Genomic DNA, 16,069 nt, shown 5'->3' with positions numbered 1-16,069 from the left:
CCCTGCCCATACGCCCGATGCGCCCGCCGATCAGTTTCGAGTTTTTTCCTGCCAAAACCGCCGAAGGCGCGATCAAGCTGCAGACGACCTGCCAGCAGCTGGCGCAGTTCAATCCGGAGTTTTTCTCTGTCACGTTTGGTGCCGGTGGCAGTACGCAAGAAGGGACGCTCAAAGCGGTGCTCGACATTCGAGCCGCCGGTTATGCCGCCGCCCCGCACCTCTCCTGCATCGGTGCCACTCGCGAGCGCCTGCGGGCACTGGTCCAGAATTACCAGGATCACGGCATCCGGCATATTGTCGCGCTGCGGGGTGACATTCCTTCCGGCATGGTCGAGCTGGGCGATTTCCGCTACGCCAATGAGCTGGTGAGCTTTCTGCGCGCGGAATTCGGCGACTGGTTCCACATCGAGGTGGCTGCCTATCCCGAATTTCACCCGCAGGCGGTCAGCGCCGAGGCGGATATAAGCAATTTCGTGAACAAGGTGAATGCAGGTGCCGACGCGGCGATCACGCAGTATTTTTTCAATGCCGATGCCTATTTCCGCTTCTGCGACGCCGTGCAGGCGCGAGGTGTGACCATTCCGGTCGTTCCCGGCATCATGCCGATCCAGAATTTCAGCCAGCTGGCACGCTTTTCCGATGTCTGTGGTGCCGAAATTCCGCGCTGGCTGCGCTTGCGCCTGCAGGCCATGGGTGATGACGTGGCATCGATCCGCGCCTTCGGCCTGGATGTGGTAACCGAGCTGGCTGACCGCCTGCTTGCCGGTGGCGCACCCGGCCTGCACTTCTACACGCTGAATTCAGCCGGGGCGGTGTCGACCATCTGCCAGCGGCTTGGGTATTGATACCCTTGTGGCTATATCTATGCAGGCCTTTTATTTGAATGTCTAAATGACAATACCCTGCCTGTCAGTGTTGGCTATCGTGGGTGCCGGTAGATGTGCCAGGGGCTACCGCGAAATGCCACTTCCTGTTCAAAGCTGGCTCCGACGGCCAGAGCCAGACGGATCGAAGGCTGATTTTCTGCGTTGATGAAACTGATCAGTTGCAGCTCGGGCAGGCTGGCGCGGGCCATCTGCTGAATGGCGCGTACCGCCTCGCTGGCATAGCCCTGCCCCCAGAACTCGCGCGCCAGTAGCCATTTGATTTCCGGAGCCGGCCAGTCATTCGGATACCAGAGTCCCGCCGCGCCGATGACCTGACCGGTGCTGCGTACTTCGAGTGCATAGGGGCCGTAGCCACGCAATGCCCAATGTCCGGCCATACTGGCCATCGCCCGCCAGCTTTCGCCCTCGCTGAGCGCGCGCCGGAACGTAAAGCGGGTGCAGGCTCCATCACGGTAATGCGCGTGCAGAAAAGGCCAGTCTTCGTGGCGAAATTCGCGCAAAACGAGGCGCTGGCTGTGTAGTTGCCGTGGAATGCTCATATCGATCCGATCGTGTGGCTGGGGCGAGATGGTGGTAGGCGTCATTTAACTGGAAACAATCTGGCGGATGGTACGTTGCAGTACGGCAAGTACGGCGTTGCGCTCCAGACGCTGGCTGGTAAGCCCGCGTAAACCAAGTCCCTGAAACAGGGCGCAGATTGCCTCAATGCGAGCGCCGAGTTCGTCCGGGGGCAAGGGAGGCAGGCCGCTGCGCGCTTTGCTGAGCAATTGGTCGCCGAGATCTTCCAGTGCCCGATCCGAGGCGCTGAGGATTTCCGCTACCCGGGGATTGCGGCTGACTTCAGCAAGGATCTCCAGTTGCAGTGCAACGTTGGCGCTGTCCAGATGCTCATCCAGCCCCTTGTCGGCAAATTCGATCATGGCTTCGATGGTGTTTTCGGCAGAAATCATCAGCTCCAGCAGCGCGCGGGTTTTTTCCTGCTCAGCCGCCACGATGGCCGCGATGATGGCTTCCTTGTTTTCGAAATAGTGATAGATGTGGCCGACACTCATGCCCGCAGTGCGCGCGATGTTGGCCATGCTGGCGCCGTGAAACCCCGACTGGCGGAAGCACTGGGCGGCAGCGCACAGGACCTGGTTGCGGCGGGTTTCGGCCCGGCAGGGCTCATTACAGGATTTTTCGCTTGTCATTTTGCTTTGCACACAGAGTTGATTGTCATGCAATCGTGATATTTCCTTCATTGTACCCGCTTGTTTCGCATCGACAAAATGCATAGAATGAACGATCATTCTAATTTTAACCGGTAGCCGTGTGGCTGCCGGGGCAATGACTGCGAGAAAACAGACCATGACATTCAAACAAGGGATCCTCCCGCTGGCGCTCATGCTGGCATTGGGCGTGACGCTGGCGGGGTGCGGCGGTGGCCAGGGCGGCATGCCGCCGCAGGGGCCGGCCGACGTCGGCGTGGTGACGCTGAGCGCGGTCAGCGTGCCGATCGAGCGCGAGCTGCCGGGGCGCGCGACACCGTACCGCGTGGCAGAAATCCGCCCGCAAGTCGGCGGCATCGTACAGAAGCGCCTGTTTGCCGAGGGTGGCGAGGTCAAGGCGGGTGAGCTGCTCTACCAGATCAACCCCGAGGTGTATCAGGCTTCATTCGACAGTGCCAAGGCCACGCTGGCCAAAGCGGAAGCCAATCTGATGACGCTGAAGCTGAAGGCCGAGCGCTACAAGGAACTGGTCTCTATTAACGGCGTGAGCAAGCAGGAACACGACGATGCGCAGGCCGCCTGGCTGCAGGCGCAGGCCGATGTGGCGGCCGCTAAGGCTGCGCTGGAAAGTGCGCGCATCAATCTGGCATATAGCCGCATCACATCACCGATTGCCGGTGTGATTGGAAAGTCGTCAGTTACCGAGGGTGCGCTGCTGGCAGTGGGCCAGGCCGCGCCGCTGGCTACCGTGCAGCAGCTTGATCCGATCTATGTCGACATCAGCCAGTCCAGCGCCGAGCTGCTGCGCCTGAAGCGCGAATTCGGCCAGCAGGCCGGCAAGGCCGGCATTCCGGTCCAGATCGTGCTGGAAGACGGCAGCACCCACACCCAGCCGGGCAAGCTGGAATTCACCGACGTGACGGTCGATGCCGGCACGGGCGCGGTCAGCTTGCGCGTGCTGGTGCCCAACCCCAAACATGACTTGCTGCCGGGCATGTTCGTGCGCGCCCGGCTGCAGCAGGCCGAGGTGAAGGATGCGCTGCTCGTGCCGCAACAGGCCGTCAGCCGCACGCCCAAGGGCGAGGCCACCGTCATGGTAGTCGGCAGCGGCGACAAGGCCGAAGTCCGCGTGGTGGAGGCCAGCCGCACGGTAGGCAACCAGTGGCTGGTCAGCAAGGGGCTGGCTGCAGGCGACCGCGTGATTGTCGAGGGCTTGCAAAAAGTGCAGCCGGGTATGCCAGTAAAGCCCTCTGCTGCAAATACCTTGCCGGCAGTACCTGCTGGTGTATCTGGGGCGTCTTCCACGGCTTCGGCCCCCTCCGTGGCGTCTGCTGCGTCAGCATCGGCCGGCAAATAAGGAGCAGGATCAATGGCACGTTTTTTCATTGACCGGCCCATTTTCGCCTGGGTGATCGCGCTGATCATCATGCTGGGCGGTCTGCTGGCCATCCGCGGCCTGCCGGTTGAGCAGTATCCGGCCGTCGCGCCGCCGGCGGTCACCATCCAGGCCTTCTATCCGGGCGCTTCCGCGCAGACGGTGGAAGACTCGGTGACGCAGATCATCGAACAGAAAATGAAGGGCATCGACGGGCTGCGCTACATCAGCTCGAGCAGCGACCAGAACGGCAGCGTCAGCATCACGCTGAGCTTCGAGGCGGGTACCGATGCGGACATCGCGCAGGTGCAGGTGCAGAACAAGCTGCAGCTCGCCATGCCGCAGTTGCCGCAGGAGGTGCAGGCACAGGGCATCAGCGTGTCGAAATCCTCCGCCAGCTTCCTGATGGTGCTGGGTTTCGTGTCGGAAGACGGTAGCATGGACAAGACCGATCTGGCCGATTATGTTGCTGCCAATGTGCAGGACCAGATCAGCCGCGTGCAGGGCGTCGGCGACGTGCAACTCTTTGGGGCGCAGTACGCCATGCGCATCTGGCTGGACCCGGAAAAGCTCAGCCACTACCAGCTCACCACGCTGGACGTGATCCACGCGGTGCAGGCGCAGAACGCGCAGGTGTCCGGCGGTCAGGTGGGCGGAGCACCCTCCGTACCCGGCCAGCGCATGAATGCGGCGATTATTGCGCAGACGCGCCTGCAGTCGGTCGAGCAGTTCGAGCGCATTCTGCTCAAAACCAACGCCGCCGGCGGCCAGGTGCGCCTGTCCGATGTGGCGCGGGTTGAGCTGGGTGCGGAAAGCTATGACGTCGACAGCCGCTTCAACGGCAAGCCGGCCACCGGCCTGGCCGTAAAGCTCGCCACCGGCGCCAATGCGCTGGCCACCGCCGAGGCCGTACGTACCAAGATGGCCGAAATGCAGCCTTACTTCCCCAAGGCCATGCAGGTGGTCTACCCGTATGACACCACGCCCTTCGTGAAGATCTCGATCGAAGAAGTGGTGAAAACGCTGGTGGAAGCCATGGTGCTGGTGTTCCTGGTGATGTACCTCTTCCTGCAGAATTTCCGTGCCACGCTGATCCCGACGATTGCCGTACCGGTCGTGCTGCTGGGTACCTTCGGCGTGATGGCGGCGCTGGGTTTCTCGATCAATACGCTGACGATGTTCGGCATGGTGCTCGCCATCGGTCTGTTGGTCGACGATGCCATCGTCGTCGTCGAAAACGTCGAGCGCGTGATGAGCGAGGAAGGGCTCTCGCCCAAGGAGGCCACGCGCAAGTCCATGGACCAGATTACCGGCGCGCTGATCGGGATTGCGCTGGTGCTGGCCGCCGTTTTCGTGCCGATGGCGTTTTTTGGGGGCTCGACCGGCGTGATCTACCGCCAGTTCTCGGTGACGGTGGTGTCGGCGATGCTGCTGTCGGTGGTGGTGGCGCTGACATTGTCACCCGCGCTGTGCGCGACGCTGCTCAAGCCCATTGAGAAGGGGCACAGCTATGGCGAGAAGGGCTTCTTCGGCTGGTTCAATCGCGTATTTGATCGCGGCAACCAGCGCTACCAGAACGTGGTCAGCCGCTGGCTGGCGAAAAGCGGCCGCTACATGGTGGTGTATCTGGTGATCGTGATCGCAATGGGCGCGCTGTTTGTGCGCATGCCGACGTCCTTCCTGCCGGAAGAAGACCAGGGCATCCTGTTCTCGATGGTGACGCTGCCACCGGGCAGCACGCAGGAACAGACCGTGGCCGTGCTGAAGAAGGTGGAAGACCACTTCCTGAAGGATGAAGCCAAGTCCGTGAACTCGATCTTTACCGTGGCCGGCTTCAGTTTCGGTGGCAGCGGGCAGAATGCCGGTATCGGCTTCGTGCAGCTCAAGCACTGGGATGAGCGCAAGTCGCCCGACCAGCATGTCGGCGCGATTACCGGCCGTGCCTGGGGCGCCTTCAGCCAGATCAAGGAGGCGATGGTGTTTGCCTTTGCCCCGCCGGCGATTGTCGAGCTGGGCAATGCCTCCGGTTTCGAACTGCAGCTGCAGGATCGCGGCGGTGTCGGGCATGCGAAGCTGATGGAAGCGCGCAATATGTTGCTGGGGATGGCCGCGCAGGATCCGAACCTGATGGGTGTGCGCCCGAACGGCCAGGATGATTCGCCGCAGCTGCGCCTGCACATCGACCAGGAAAAGGCCACGGCGCTGGGCGTGTCGCTGTCTGACATCAACCAGACGCTGTCCACGGCCTGGGGCTCGGCGTATGTGAACGATTTTGTCGATCGCGGCCGCGTGAAGAAGGTGTATCTGCAGGGCGAGGCCGCCAGTCGCATGGCGCCGGAAGACCTGAACGACTGGCAGGTGCGCAATGCCAGCGGCCAGATGGTGCCCTTCTCGGCCTTTGCCAGCACCAGCTGGGAATACGGCTCGCCGCTCTTGAACCGCTACAACAGCGTACCCTCGGTCAACATCCAGGGTTCGGCCGCGCCGGGCAAGAGTTCGGGTGACGCGATGGCGGCGATGGAGGCGCTGATCGCCAAGCTGCCGCCTGGTATCGGCTATGAATGGACGGGGCTGTCGCTGGAAGAACGTGAATCGGGTGCGCAGGCACCGGCACTCTACGCACTGTCGCTGCTGATCGTCTTCCTCTGTCTGGCCGCGCTATATGAAAGCTGGTCGATTCCGTTTGCGGTAATGCTGGTGGTGCCGCTGGGCGTGATCGGTGCCCTGCTGGCGGCGACCGGGCGCGGTTTGTCCAACGACGTGTATTTCCAGGTTGGCCTGCTGACCACCATCGGTCTGGCGACGAAAAACGCCATTCTGATCGTCGAATTCGCCAAGGATCTGCACGAAAAAGGACAGGACCTGATGAGTGCGACGCTGGACGCGATCCGCATGCGCCTGCGCCCCATCCTGATGACCTCGCTGGCCTTCGCCTTCGGCGTATTGCCGCTGGCACTGAGCACTGGTGCTGGTTCGGGCAGCCAGAACGCCATCGGTACCGGCGTGCTGGGCGGCATGATCAGCGCCACCGTACTGGGTATTTTCTTTGTCCCGGTGTTCTTTGTCCGCGTGCGCCGCCGTTTCAGCGGCAAGCGCCACGAGCAGGACACGAACAGCCATGGGCAGGAGTAACAAGATGCACGATTTCATGATTCGCAGCAGCGCCGCCGCCGTGGTGCTTGCGCTGCTCGGCGGTTGCGCCAATCTGGCGCCGGATTACCGGCAGCCGGATGCGCCGGTGCCGGCCACGCTGGGCAATGCCGATGGGTATGCCGGTAAAGCCATCGATAGTAAAGGATCGCAGGACAATACCCTGGAGGATCAGCGCTGGCGCCAAGTATTCACCGCCCCGGCCTTGCAGGCGGTGATTGCGCAGGCGCTGGCCAACAACCGCGACTGGCGCATGGCGATGCTGAATGTCGAGAAGGCGCGCGCGCAGTACCAGATTGCCGATTCCGCGCGCATGCCATCGATCAACGCCACCGGCAGCGGTACGCACCAGCGCACGCCGGGAACGCTCACGGACAATGGCGCGGCGCGCATCGGCCATCAGTATGCTGCCGGCGTGGGAATCAGCAGTTTCGAGCTGGATTTCTTTGGCCGCGTGCAGAACCTGTCCGAGGCCGCATTCCGCGACTACATGGCGACGACCGAGGCCAGACAGAGTGCTCGCCTTAGCCTGATCGCCAATGTGGCCAACGGCTGGTATGCACTCGCCGCTGCGCAGCAGAAGCTGGCGGTGGCACGCGCCACGCTGGCCAGCCGCCAGGAAACCCAGCAGCTGATCGAGCGGCGGCTGGCCGCCGGCGTTGCCGGCGAGCTGGAGCTGCGCGAGGCACAGACGCAGACCGAAACGGCTGCCGTGGATGTGGCGCGTTACCTCAGCCAGGTTCAGCAGTCCCGCAATGCCCTGCAATTGCTGGCCGGCGCGCCGGTCGATGTCGCCAGTCTGCCCGATGGCTGGCAGGGCGCCGCAGTGCCGGGCGTACCGGCGATTCCGGCTGATCTGCCTTCATCGGCATTGCTGCAGCGCCCCGACGTGAAGCAGGCCGAACAGCAACTGCGCGCGGCCGATGCCAATATCGGCGCCGCCCGCGCTGCCTTCTTCCCCACCATTACGCTGACTGCGAATGCGGGGGCGGCCAGCACGCAGCTCAACCAGCTCTTCAAGGGCGGCAGCGGCACCTGGCTGTTCGCGCCGCAGATCAATCTGCCGATCTTTGATGGCGGACGCAACCAGGCCAATCTTGATGCGGCGAAGGTTGATCGCGAGCTGGCTGTCGCCGGCTACGAGAAAGCCATCCAGAGCGGTTTCCGCGAAGTGGCCGATGGCCTGGCGCAATTGCAGGGCGATGCCGACCAGCTCGCCGCGCAATCGCGTGTACTGGCCGCCAGCCAGCAGGCGCTGAAGCTGGCCGATGCGCGCTACCAGAAGGGCGTGGCCGGCTATCTGGACGTGCTGCTCGCACAGCGCAGTTATTACGGAGCGCAGCTGGTGCAGATCGACCTGCAGCAGGAGCAGGCCGCCAACCAGATCGGCCTCTACAAGGCGCTGGCGCTGTATTGAGGGTGAAGCAGCATCGTGCAGGGAAGCCGTATTCTTTGCACGATGCTTGCATGGCTCTGTTGCTTTACGAAGCTGTGGCATAGTGGCACTTTTCTCGCCAAGGTGCGCCATGTCCCTGCTTATCAATGTCTACAGCACTTTGCAGTGTGTGCCCGAGCCAGATTTCCCGCACACCCTGCTGGGCCGGCGCGATCACTCCGATCCGGAGTTGGCCGGGCATCTGGATGGTTTTGTCCAGTATGCTCTGAGCCTGCGCGAGCAAATGACCTTTACGCTGTATCACCTGATGCGCCATCTGCAGCGTGTGCGCGTGCAGCTGAGTCTTGAAGTGAGCGACGAGGCTTTGCCGGCATTCAGTGCCTGGGCCGCACGCAGTAATGTGGTGTGCTACCTGCCCGATGGCTCGGTGCGTGATGCCGCCCTGCGCGTGCTGCTTGCTGCCGGTGGCGACGACGCGGACGCCCGTCTTCCCTATCCCGACAGTGCCTGGCAGCGCAAGCGGCAGAGTGATGCGATCCTGGCGGAAGAGGGAGTGCATGTGCCGGCGCATCTGCCGCCGGTGCTGGCGGAGGAAGAGCTGCTGCTGCGCCCGGCCGGTGAGGTGCTGCGCCGTGCGGCCGCACTGTTTGCCGTGGCGGTGCGTGCCGAATCGCTGGCGATGGGGCGCCCCATCCCCGTCGATGAGCTGGCGGAGCGACTGCCACTTGCCGCCGCGGCGCTCAGCCCGGCCGAGGTGGACTTCTGGCATGACCCTGCCCCGCAAGAGCAGGCCGTGGTGAATGCCTGCTGGCGTTACGAGGCGCTGCGGGTGCTGGTGTGGGCGCTGCGCCTGTCGCCGGCCCCGCTGTCGCGTCCTGATGCGATCTGTGACGTTTCCGCGCTGGCGCAGTGCCTGTTCGGGCTGAATTGGGAGGAGGCGCTCGCACAGGCCGAGTTGCGGCCGGCCGCAGAAATTCTGGATCAGCTGGATCGGCATTTCCGTTACCACTGGGCCTGCCGGCAGGCGCGGCAGCAGCAGCGCGAGCCCGATGGTGGTCTGCTGCCCGGCGTGGTGATGGAGCGGCACCATGCGCTCAACTGGCTGGTGCAGTTTCTGGGTGCGCAGTGGGATGAGGTTGATACACCGACCTGAGCCGCAAAGGCTGGCCGCTCCTCTCGGTCTGCAGCTGTTTGGCCCTGATCGGAGGTCTTCGGCTAGGCAACTGGCACTCGCGGGACTGGCTGGTTCGTTTCAGTGTCTGCGCGGCAGATAGGTCGATGCTTCATTGCGGCGTTTGCGCGATGGCCAGTTGCAATCGCAACAATCCAGCAGTTCGGCCGTGTCATTGATCGAGCAATGACCCGGATCGGGGAAGTCGCAGGCGCAGTCACAGTCGCCGCGCTGGCTGGCAAGTGCACTGGCCAGTGGCATGCTGTGGCGGTAGCGCCGGTAGGCAATTCCGCAGCGCAGCAGGCGTTGCCGCAGGACCCGCGTGCCGTGCCAGAGGCCGAAACGCCGGATGGCGCGGTAGCCCAGTGCCGAGCAGCTGCAGCGGCCGGTGTGCACACGATAGGCACAGCGAAACCCTTTCTTTGGCGAAAGGTGTTGCTGGTACTGCCGGATCAGCCATAGCGCGAAGGTGCGCATCGTCAGCGGCGCCGGTACCAGCCAGTCAGGGACAGCCGTTCGCGCCGTGCGGGGATGACTTCATGCTCGAAACGGTTCGACAGGAAAGTAACCAGCGTACCTCCGGCCGGTTGTACATCATGGTGGCTGCCGTCATCCAGATAGAGGCGCAGCTGGCCGCCATCATCGCTCTGCCAGTCTGGCGGGTTCAGGTAGAGCACGACGGTGACGACGCGGGTGTCTTGCTGGCGGTGCTGGTCGAGATGCCGCTGGTAGAAGCCTCCAGCGGGGTAGGCGGCGAAGTGTAGTTCCAGTTCGTTGAGCCCCAGATACAGCTCGCGATTGAGTTGCTGCTGATAGTCGGCGAAGCGCTGCATGACAAAGCCCAGCTCGGGATCCTGGTTGTCGATCCACAGCACAGCGTCACGGCGGATATCGTCACGTACATTCTGCCCTGCGGCGCGGCCGATGCTGGCGCGATGGAAATCCTGCCGCCGTGCCTGGCTGATGCCGGCCAGCCGGGCAACTTCGCCGGGGCTCAGAAAACCGCGGGCTTCGGCCCAGCCCTCGCCGGCGAGGGCGTCGATCAGGGCGCTCAGGGGGGCGTTTTCCAGAATCACGCGCTCTCTCCGGCCGTGGTCTCGCTGTTTTTGGGCTGGCGTGGCGCAATGAAGAAATCCTGCGGCCGGCGCATAAAGTGCTTGAGCAGCATGCCCAGCAGCGGTTTGAGCTCCGAGAGCAGGCGCTGGCGTGAGCGCATCGCGGTCCATAGAGCCAAGGTGAAGCTGACCGTCAGGTTGGTCGCACCGATGATGGCTACGCCGGCCAGCCCGAGTAGGGCAATCTGCCAGCTCAGGTTGAAGTCGACGGCCGCGGCGACAAAGGCCAGATTGGCCGACGAAAAGGTAATGTGGCGGATGTCGAGCGGCAGGCCAAGCAGGAAGCCGACAAAACCGGTTAGCCCCAGCATCATGCCGAAATAGAAATTCCCCGCCAGTGCGCCCAGGTTGTGCTCGACATAGCGCCCCAGTTTCCACGAACGGTGTTCACCCAGCAGCCGGTTGAGCAGCGGGTGTGCGGCGATGCGTTCCGGCAGGCGGTGGTAGAGCGCCTTGTTGTCGTAGTAGCCGGAAATCAGCCCGGCAAGGAATAACCAGACCCCGGCAATGGCGGCGTGCGGCAGCCCCAGCCCCTCCAGCGGACGCAGGTCGTGCAGCAGCACTCCGGCCTTGTCCAGATTGATGAAGGGCTCACCTAGATAATGCGACCACAGCAGTGCCAGCCCCAGTGCCACCGGCATCGCCAGCAGTACATTGCCCATGATGGCGATGAACTGGGTGCGGGCGACTTTCACGATCAGCTCGACCAGTGCCGAATAGCCTTCGACACTCTTGCTGCCCGGAGGAGGCAGCGTGGCGGCGATGGTGGCCGCGGTCATGGCTGGTTGTTTGGTGGCAATCGTGCAATGCAGCAGATGGACGATGATGAAACCGATGCCGTAATTGAGACCGAAGGCGATGGCCTCGATCAGCGGGGGCAGATGCGCTTTGGCGATCAGGATTTTCAGCAGCGCCATGAAGCCGACGATGATGCCGGCGCCGGCGGCCGCGCGGAACATGCCCAGCCACTCGCGCCGGGATTCCGCGATGTAATGTTCCCCGGTATGGCTGGCGTGCTCGGTGACCTGCAGGGCCAGCAGCTCGGTATTCTCGCGCAGTACGTCGCGCAGGCTGTGCTTGCGGTTTTCCGCCTGCACCAGCTGCAGGAACAGCCGCAGCAGGGATGGCCCCCAGTTGGGTGAGGGGACAGGGTCGACCAGTTCCAGCAGGGTCTGCATGCGCTCGATGTGCTGTTCCAGCCGCAGCAGGTGGTAGGTAAGGCTGACCGATACCCCGTGGCGCAGCGCGTGCTTGCGGATGCGGCCGATTTGTTCGGTGCACTGATCCAGCAGCACCATGATTTGCTTCTGGTCGTCATCGAGCTCGGTTTCGGCAACCAGCGCGTTGCGGTAGTTTTCGATGAAGGATTGCGTTTCGACATTCTGCCGCACGAAGGGTGATTCGAAGCGCGCCATGTCGGGGGAGTTCTGCACCAGCTCGGGCTCGAGCCCGATAGTGGCAATCCGGCAGGACAGCACCTGGATGGCTTCCAGCCGCTGCAGCTGCGAGTAACGATCCGGGCGGAATTCGACATCCAGCATCAGGCTGTGGCACATGTCTGCCCATACCTGGTAGGGAATCTCGGTGAGCCAGAGGTAATCATCCTTGCGATCGAACAGCAGCCCGAACACGTCTTTCAGCAATTCCGGGCGGGGCTTGATCGGCAGCAGGCGCTCGCCGATGCGCCGGCGCAGGCCAGCCAGCAGCGGTTCGTTGGAAAGGATGCCGGTGTCCGTGTAGAGCTGAACCTGACGGGTATTACCCATCAGCTGGTCGAGCTGGGTACGCAGCGCCTCGCGGTAGGCTGGGTGTTGCTCCAGCAGAAACGACAGCGCCCGCAGATTGTTGATTGCGGTGGCGCTATCGCTGGCCTGTTTCGGGCGGATGGCTCCGATGAGGGCGCGAACATTTTCCAGTGCGGTCGATGCGGGAGCGTCGACCATGGCTTGCAGGCAGTGTTCCATTGATTTTCGGCAACCGAGGCCGCGACGGTTTTTTTCAGGCACAAGGCTAGCTGCTGCGCCGCACGCCGGCAAGCGCCGGATTTACGTGACAGCGGCCTTTCGCTGCCGGTTTGGCCCGATATACTGCAGTTATCGATGCGCCGCGGCCATGCCGCAGACAGGTAGGCCATGATTCTGACGATCCGGCAGTGGTGTTTGCGAATGGCTGATGATGTACGCCTGCTGCGCTGGGCTCTGGTCATCGTGCTGCTGCTGCAACTGCTGCTGGCCGCAGCCTATCTGGCCTATGAGCGACACCGGCTGGAACGCTTTACCGTCCAGATCCTGCGCAATACGTCCCTGCTGTATGCCCAGATGCTGGAGCAGACGCAAAGTCTGGTGCACTACCAGTGCCAGATTCTGGGGAATCGCATTCTGCGGGGCGAAGCGGGCGTTACTGATCTGCAGCGGGCACAGACCCAGTCACCCTGGATAGCCGGCATCAGGGTGCTGGATGCCACGGGCGAGGTAGTCGACTATGCCGGGCATGTGCCGGTGGCCGTTGCGGGTAGCCACGCTGCCGATGATGAGCAGGCCCTCAAGCTGGACATCTACCCCAACCTGTATGTGCTCAGCCTGCCCGGGCAGGCAGATCAGGATTTCGGCGGGCTGGTCGAAGTGCAGACCCTGCGGGGCCGGCAGGGGCAGCTGCTGGGGAGTGTGCAATCGTTCATCAGCAATCGCCGTCTCAACGAACAGTTGAATATCAGCCTGCGCCGCGGTTTTGATCTGGGCCAGTCCGGACGCATCGTGGTGATTGACCGCAAACAGAGCCGGATTGCCTTTCTTGCCGGCATGACGTCGCATGGCCTGCAGGCCGGGCAGCAGCAAAACTGGCAGGAGCCGGTATTGCACGCCACTGCGTATGGCGAAGGGGTTGTGCGCTACCACTCCAGTGTCGATGGAAGCGAACGCATCGGCGTGCTCACCGAGTTGGAGTCGGGAGCGGAGCGTCGCTGGATGCAGGTGATCAGTATTGACCGCGACGAGTACCTGCACAGCTGGTATTCGCAGCTGGTAATGCTGATGTTGCTTTTCCCTCTGCTGGCGCTACTGCAATGGCAGCTGGCGCATGTGGCCTATCGCAATCGCCGGCAGCGTCTGCAGCTGGCCTATGATTCGCGCCACGATCCCTTGACCGGGCTGGCCAACCGGCGCCACTTCGACGAGTGGGCCGGACAGGCCTGCAGCGAGGCGCGGCGCTACGGGCAGCCACTGAGCCTGCTGGCTCTGGACCTGGATCACTTCAAGCGGATCAATGACCGCTGGGGGCACGACGTGGGGGACAAGGTGCTGGTGGCGACCGCCGGCTGCATCCGGCAGGCGCTGCGCGAATGCGATCTCGCCGCGCGTTTTGGAGGCGAGGAATTTGTGGTGGCCTTGCCCCAGACGTCGCTGGCTGCCGCGACCAGTGTGGCCGAACGGATTCGTGCCAGGGTGAGCGAATTGCGGGTTGATGCTGGCGCGGAACAGATCAGCATGACCGTCAGTATCGGCATTACCGGCCTGCATTCCGAGGAGGCTAGCGCAGACGCCGCCCTGCTGCGTGCGGACGAGGCGCTGTACGCGGCCAAGCATGGCGGTCGTAATCAGGTATGTGTCCGAGAGTAAAAGGCGGGGTATATTTACCCCGCCTTTTTATTAATTGGCTTTTTGATTGATACGGGCGTGGGTATTAGCTTTCGCTACGCTGGTTGCCCAGAGTTTCCATAATGGCGCGAGCCTGTTCCAGTGCATCGTTAGCATCCTCGGCCAGCACGTTGAAATGCCCCATCTTGCGACCAACCCGGGCTTCTTTCTTGCCGTAGAGGTGCAACTTGCTGTTGGGGGCCGTCATCAGGATTTCCCAGTTCGGCTCGCTGCCATCCTCACCCCAGACATCCCCCAGCAGATTGACCATCACCACCGGCTTGAGTAGCTCGGTGCGCCCCGGATACAGGCCGCACATCGCGCGAACCTGCTGTTCGAACTGGGTGGTCAGTGTGGCATCCAGTGTGTAGTGACCGGAGTTGTGCGGACGGGGGGCCATTTCGTTGATGACCAGTTCGTCACCTTCCAGCACGAAAAACTCCACGGCCAGCACGCCGACGTAGTCGAGTTTCTCGGCCAGCGTCATCGCCATGTCGCGTGCCCGTGCGGTCACGGCATCGGCAATGCGGGCCGGCACGATTGAAACATCCAGAATGCCGTTGGCGTGTTCGTTCTCCGCCGGCGGAAAGCTGACGACTTCACCGGCGCGGCTGCGTGTCACGATGACCGAGACTTCGGAAACCAGCGGCAGCATTTTTTCCAGCACACAGGGCTGGTGCTTCAGCTCGGACAGCGCGTAACGCACGTCCTCGGGGGTTTTGACGCGAACCTGCCCCTTGCCGTCGTAGCCGAGGCGCGCGGTTTTCAGGATGCCGGGCAGATAGGGCGAAAGGTCGTCCGGTAGATCACCCGCGTTCAGGATCGCCAGAAAAGGCGCGGTGGCCAGCCCGGCATTGCGGATGAAGGTCTTTTCGGCAATACGATCCTGCGCAATGGCGACGCAGTCACCGGAAGGCGATACGCGCAGGCCCTGTTCGGCCAGCCAGCGCATCGAATCCGCGTTGACGTTCTCGAATTCGGTGGTGATCGCTGCACAGGTGTCGACCAGTTGCTGCAGTGCGTCGCGATCAGTATATGGCTTGCACAGGTGCACATCGGCAAAGTCGGCCGCCGGTGCGCTGGCGTCAGGATCCAGTACGGTGACGCGGTAACCCATGGTTTTGGCGGCGGTCGCAAACATGCGGCCAAGCTGGCCCCCCCCCAGAATGCCGAGCATGGCTGGCGGGAGAATGGGCGAAGTCAGCGGCTTGGTCATTGGTCTTCCTCTTGGTCTCGCTCAAGGCGGCGGGCCTTGATGGCCTGGATGCTGGCATAACCCCAGTTGGCCCAGGCATAGATGCTGCCGGCTATCAGCCCCAGCGGGAGCGCCTGCAGCATCGCAGGCAGAAATTCGGTGCTACGCTGCGTAATCTGCTGGATGGCGGCGAACAGTGCGGCAAAGGGAATGCCCCAGCCCAGTGCGCCATGCCAGATCAGGTTGCGCCAGAAGCCGCGTGCCAGCACGCGTTGCCACATCGGGTCGGCTGGGCTGCTTCCGGGCAGGGGCATGATGCGCGGTGATCAGTCCACATCCGGCAGGCTCATGGCCAACACGGTCTGTTTCTGGGTTTCACGGAAATCGGTCAGCTGTTGGGCCAGCGCCGGATGCTGGCCGGCCAGCATGGCCACGGCAAACAGGCCCGCGTTGGCTGCACCGGCTTCGCCAATGGCGAACGTGGCAACCGGAATGCCCTTGGGCATCTGCACGATGGACAGCAGGGAGTCTTCACCGCGCAGGTATTTGCTGGGAACCGGGACGCCCAGCACCGGAACCGTCGTTTTGGCGGCCAGCATGCCCGGCAGGTGAGCGGCACCGCCGGCACCGGCGATGATGCAGGTCAGCCCGCGCTCGGCGGCGGTTTCCGCGTATTCGAACAGCAGATCCGGGGTGCGATGCGCCGAAACGACCCGGCATTCGAACTCGACGCCGAAGGCCTTGAGCTGCTTGGCGGCATGCTGCATGACATCCCAGTCACTGTTGCTGCCCATGACCACGCCTACTTGCACCATGGCGGTATTTCCTTGCGTAAAGCGCGGATTTTACCGAAAAAACCGGTTTTGTCAGCATCCGGCCGACAGATAAAGGCCTTGATACTGTTGTTTTTTTGGAAGATTAGAATATTAGATTTGCCTTA

Annotated in this window: 14 protein-coding genes; 6 read left to right on the top strand and 8 right to left on the bottom strand. The window is 62.8% G+C overall.

The features are described 5' to 3' along the window. Positions 1–17 precede the first annotated feature (17 nt). Positions 18–845 carry a methylenetetrahydrofolate reductase [NAD(P)H] gene (metF, locus tag INR99_RS01540; RefSeq protein ID WP_194114523.1) on the top strand — a complete coding sequence of 276 codons (828 nt, stop codon included), beginning with the start codon at positions 18–20 and terminating at the stop codon, positions 843–845. Positions 846–919: 74 nt separating this feature from the next. On the opposite strand, the gene INR99_RS01535 is transcribed toward metF, so the two are convergent. Then, positions 920–1,471: a GNAT family N-acetyltransferase gene (locus tag INR99_RS01535; RefSeq protein ID WP_194114522.1), complete on the bottom strand. Its 552-nt coding sequence runs from the start codon at positions 1,469–1,471 to the stop codon at positions 920–922. Continuing rightward, entirely contained in the window at positions 1,472–2,077 is a 606-nt protein-coding gene (locus INR99_RS01530; RefSeq protein WP_194114521.1) for a TetR/AcrR family transcriptional regulator, read from the bottom strand. A gap of 157 nt (positions 2,078–2,234) precedes the next feature. Between INR99_RS01530 and INR99_RS01525 the strand changes: the two genes are divergently transcribed. The 4 genes from INR99_RS01525 (at position 2,235) to INR99_RS01510 (ending at position 9,169) form a co-directional block, all read left to right on the top strand. After that, complete coding sequence (locus INR99_RS01525; RefSeq protein WP_228098027.1) at positions 2,235–3,452, top strand: efflux RND transporter periplasmic adaptor subunit; 1,218 nt, start codon at positions 2,235–2,237, stop codon at positions 3,450–3,452. 12 nt (positions 3,453–3,464) lie between these two features. Beyond that, the gene (locus tag INR99_RS01520; RefSeq protein WP_194114519.1) at positions 3,465–6,602 is read left to right on the top strand and encodes an efflux RND transporter permease subunit; all 3,138 of its coding nucleotides are present in this window, start codon (positions 3,465–3,467) and stop codon (positions 6,600–6,602) included. Between the two features lie 4 nt (positions 6,603–6,606). After that, positions 6,607–8,037, top strand: a complete 1,431-nt coding sequence (locus tag INR99_RS01515) for an efflux transporter outer membrane subunit (RefSeq protein ID WP_228098026.1) — start codon at positions 6,607–6,609, stop codon at positions 8,035–8,037. A gap of 109 nt (positions 8,038–8,146) precedes the next feature. After that, positions 8,147–9,169 (top strand): DUF4272 domain-containing protein, encoded by a 1,023-nt coding sequence (locus tag INR99_RS01510; protein WP_194114518.1) that lies wholly within the window; start codon positions 8,147–8,149, stop codon positions 9,167–9,169. A gap of 99 nt (positions 9,170–9,268) precedes the next feature. On the opposite strand, the gene yidD is transcribed toward INR99_RS01510, so the two are convergent. From yidD to INR99_RS01495, 3 genes are read right to left on the bottom strand one after another with little or no spacing between them, the layout of a single operon-like run. Next, entirely contained in the window at positions 9,269–9,664 is a 396-nt protein-coding gene (gene yidD / locus INR99_RS01505; protein ID WP_194114517.1) for a membrane protein insertion efficiency factor YidD, read from the bottom strand. Positions 9,665–9,666: 2 nt separating this feature from the next. After that, positions 9,667–10,263 (bottom strand): 2OG-Fe(II) oxygenase, encoded by a 597-nt coding sequence (locus tag INR99_RS01500; RefSeq protein WP_194114986.1) that lies wholly within the window; start codon positions 10,261–10,263, stop codon positions 9,667–9,669. Further along, a complete protein-coding gene (locus tag INR99_RS01495; RefSeq protein ID WP_194114516.1) occupies positions 10,260–12,266 on the bottom strand; it encodes a site-specific recombinase in 2,007 nt (668 codons plus the stop codon). Before INR99_RS01495 ends, INR99_RS01500 begins: the two co-directional genes overlap by 4 nt. A 168-nt stretch (positions 12,267–12,434) precedes the next feature. Between INR99_RS01495 and INR99_RS01490 the strand changes: the two genes are divergently transcribed. Further along, the gene (locus tag INR99_RS01490; protein ID WP_194114515.1) at positions 12,435–13,916 is read left to right on the top strand and encodes a GGDEF domain-containing protein; all 1,482 of its coding nucleotides are present in this window, start codon (positions 12,435–12,437) and stop codon (positions 13,914–13,916) included. Positions 13,917–13,980: 64 nt separating this feature from the next. Here the strand turns inward: INR99_RS01490 and INR99_RS01485 are convergent, their stop codons facing one another. The 3 genes from INR99_RS01485 to purE are packed head-to-tail and all read right to left on the bottom strand — an operon-like array spanning position 13,981 to position 15,944. Then, a complete protein-coding gene (locus INR99_RS01485; protein WP_194114514.1) occupies positions 13,981–15,150 on the bottom strand; it encodes a 5-(carboxyamino)imidazole ribonucleotide synthase in 1,170 nt (389 codons plus the stop codon). Next, positions 15,147–15,443, bottom strand: a complete 297-nt coding sequence (locus INR99_RS01480) for a hypothetical protein (protein ID WP_194114513.1) — start codon at positions 15,441–15,443, stop codon at positions 15,147–15,149. The genes INR99_RS01485 and INR99_RS01480 overlap by 4 nt, the downstream gene beginning before the upstream one ends. Positions 15,444–15,455: 12 nt before the next feature. Beyond that, positions 15,456–15,944 (bottom strand): 5-(carboxyamino)imidazole ribonucleotide mutase, encoded by a 489-nt coding sequence (purE, locus tag INR99_RS01475; RefSeq protein ID WP_194114512.1) that lies wholly within the window; start codon positions 15,942–15,944, stop codon positions 15,456–15,458. Positions 15,945–16,069: the final 125 nt, after the last annotated feature.

The organism is Chitinilyticum piscinae (assembly GCF_015223195.1).
GTDB lineage: Bacteria > Pseudomonadota > Gammaproteobacteria > Burkholderiales > Chitinibacteraceae > Chitinilyticum > Chitinilyticum piscinae.
Note: the sequence above shows the minus strand (reverse complement) of the source record. Positions and strands in the feature narration are given on the sequence as shown.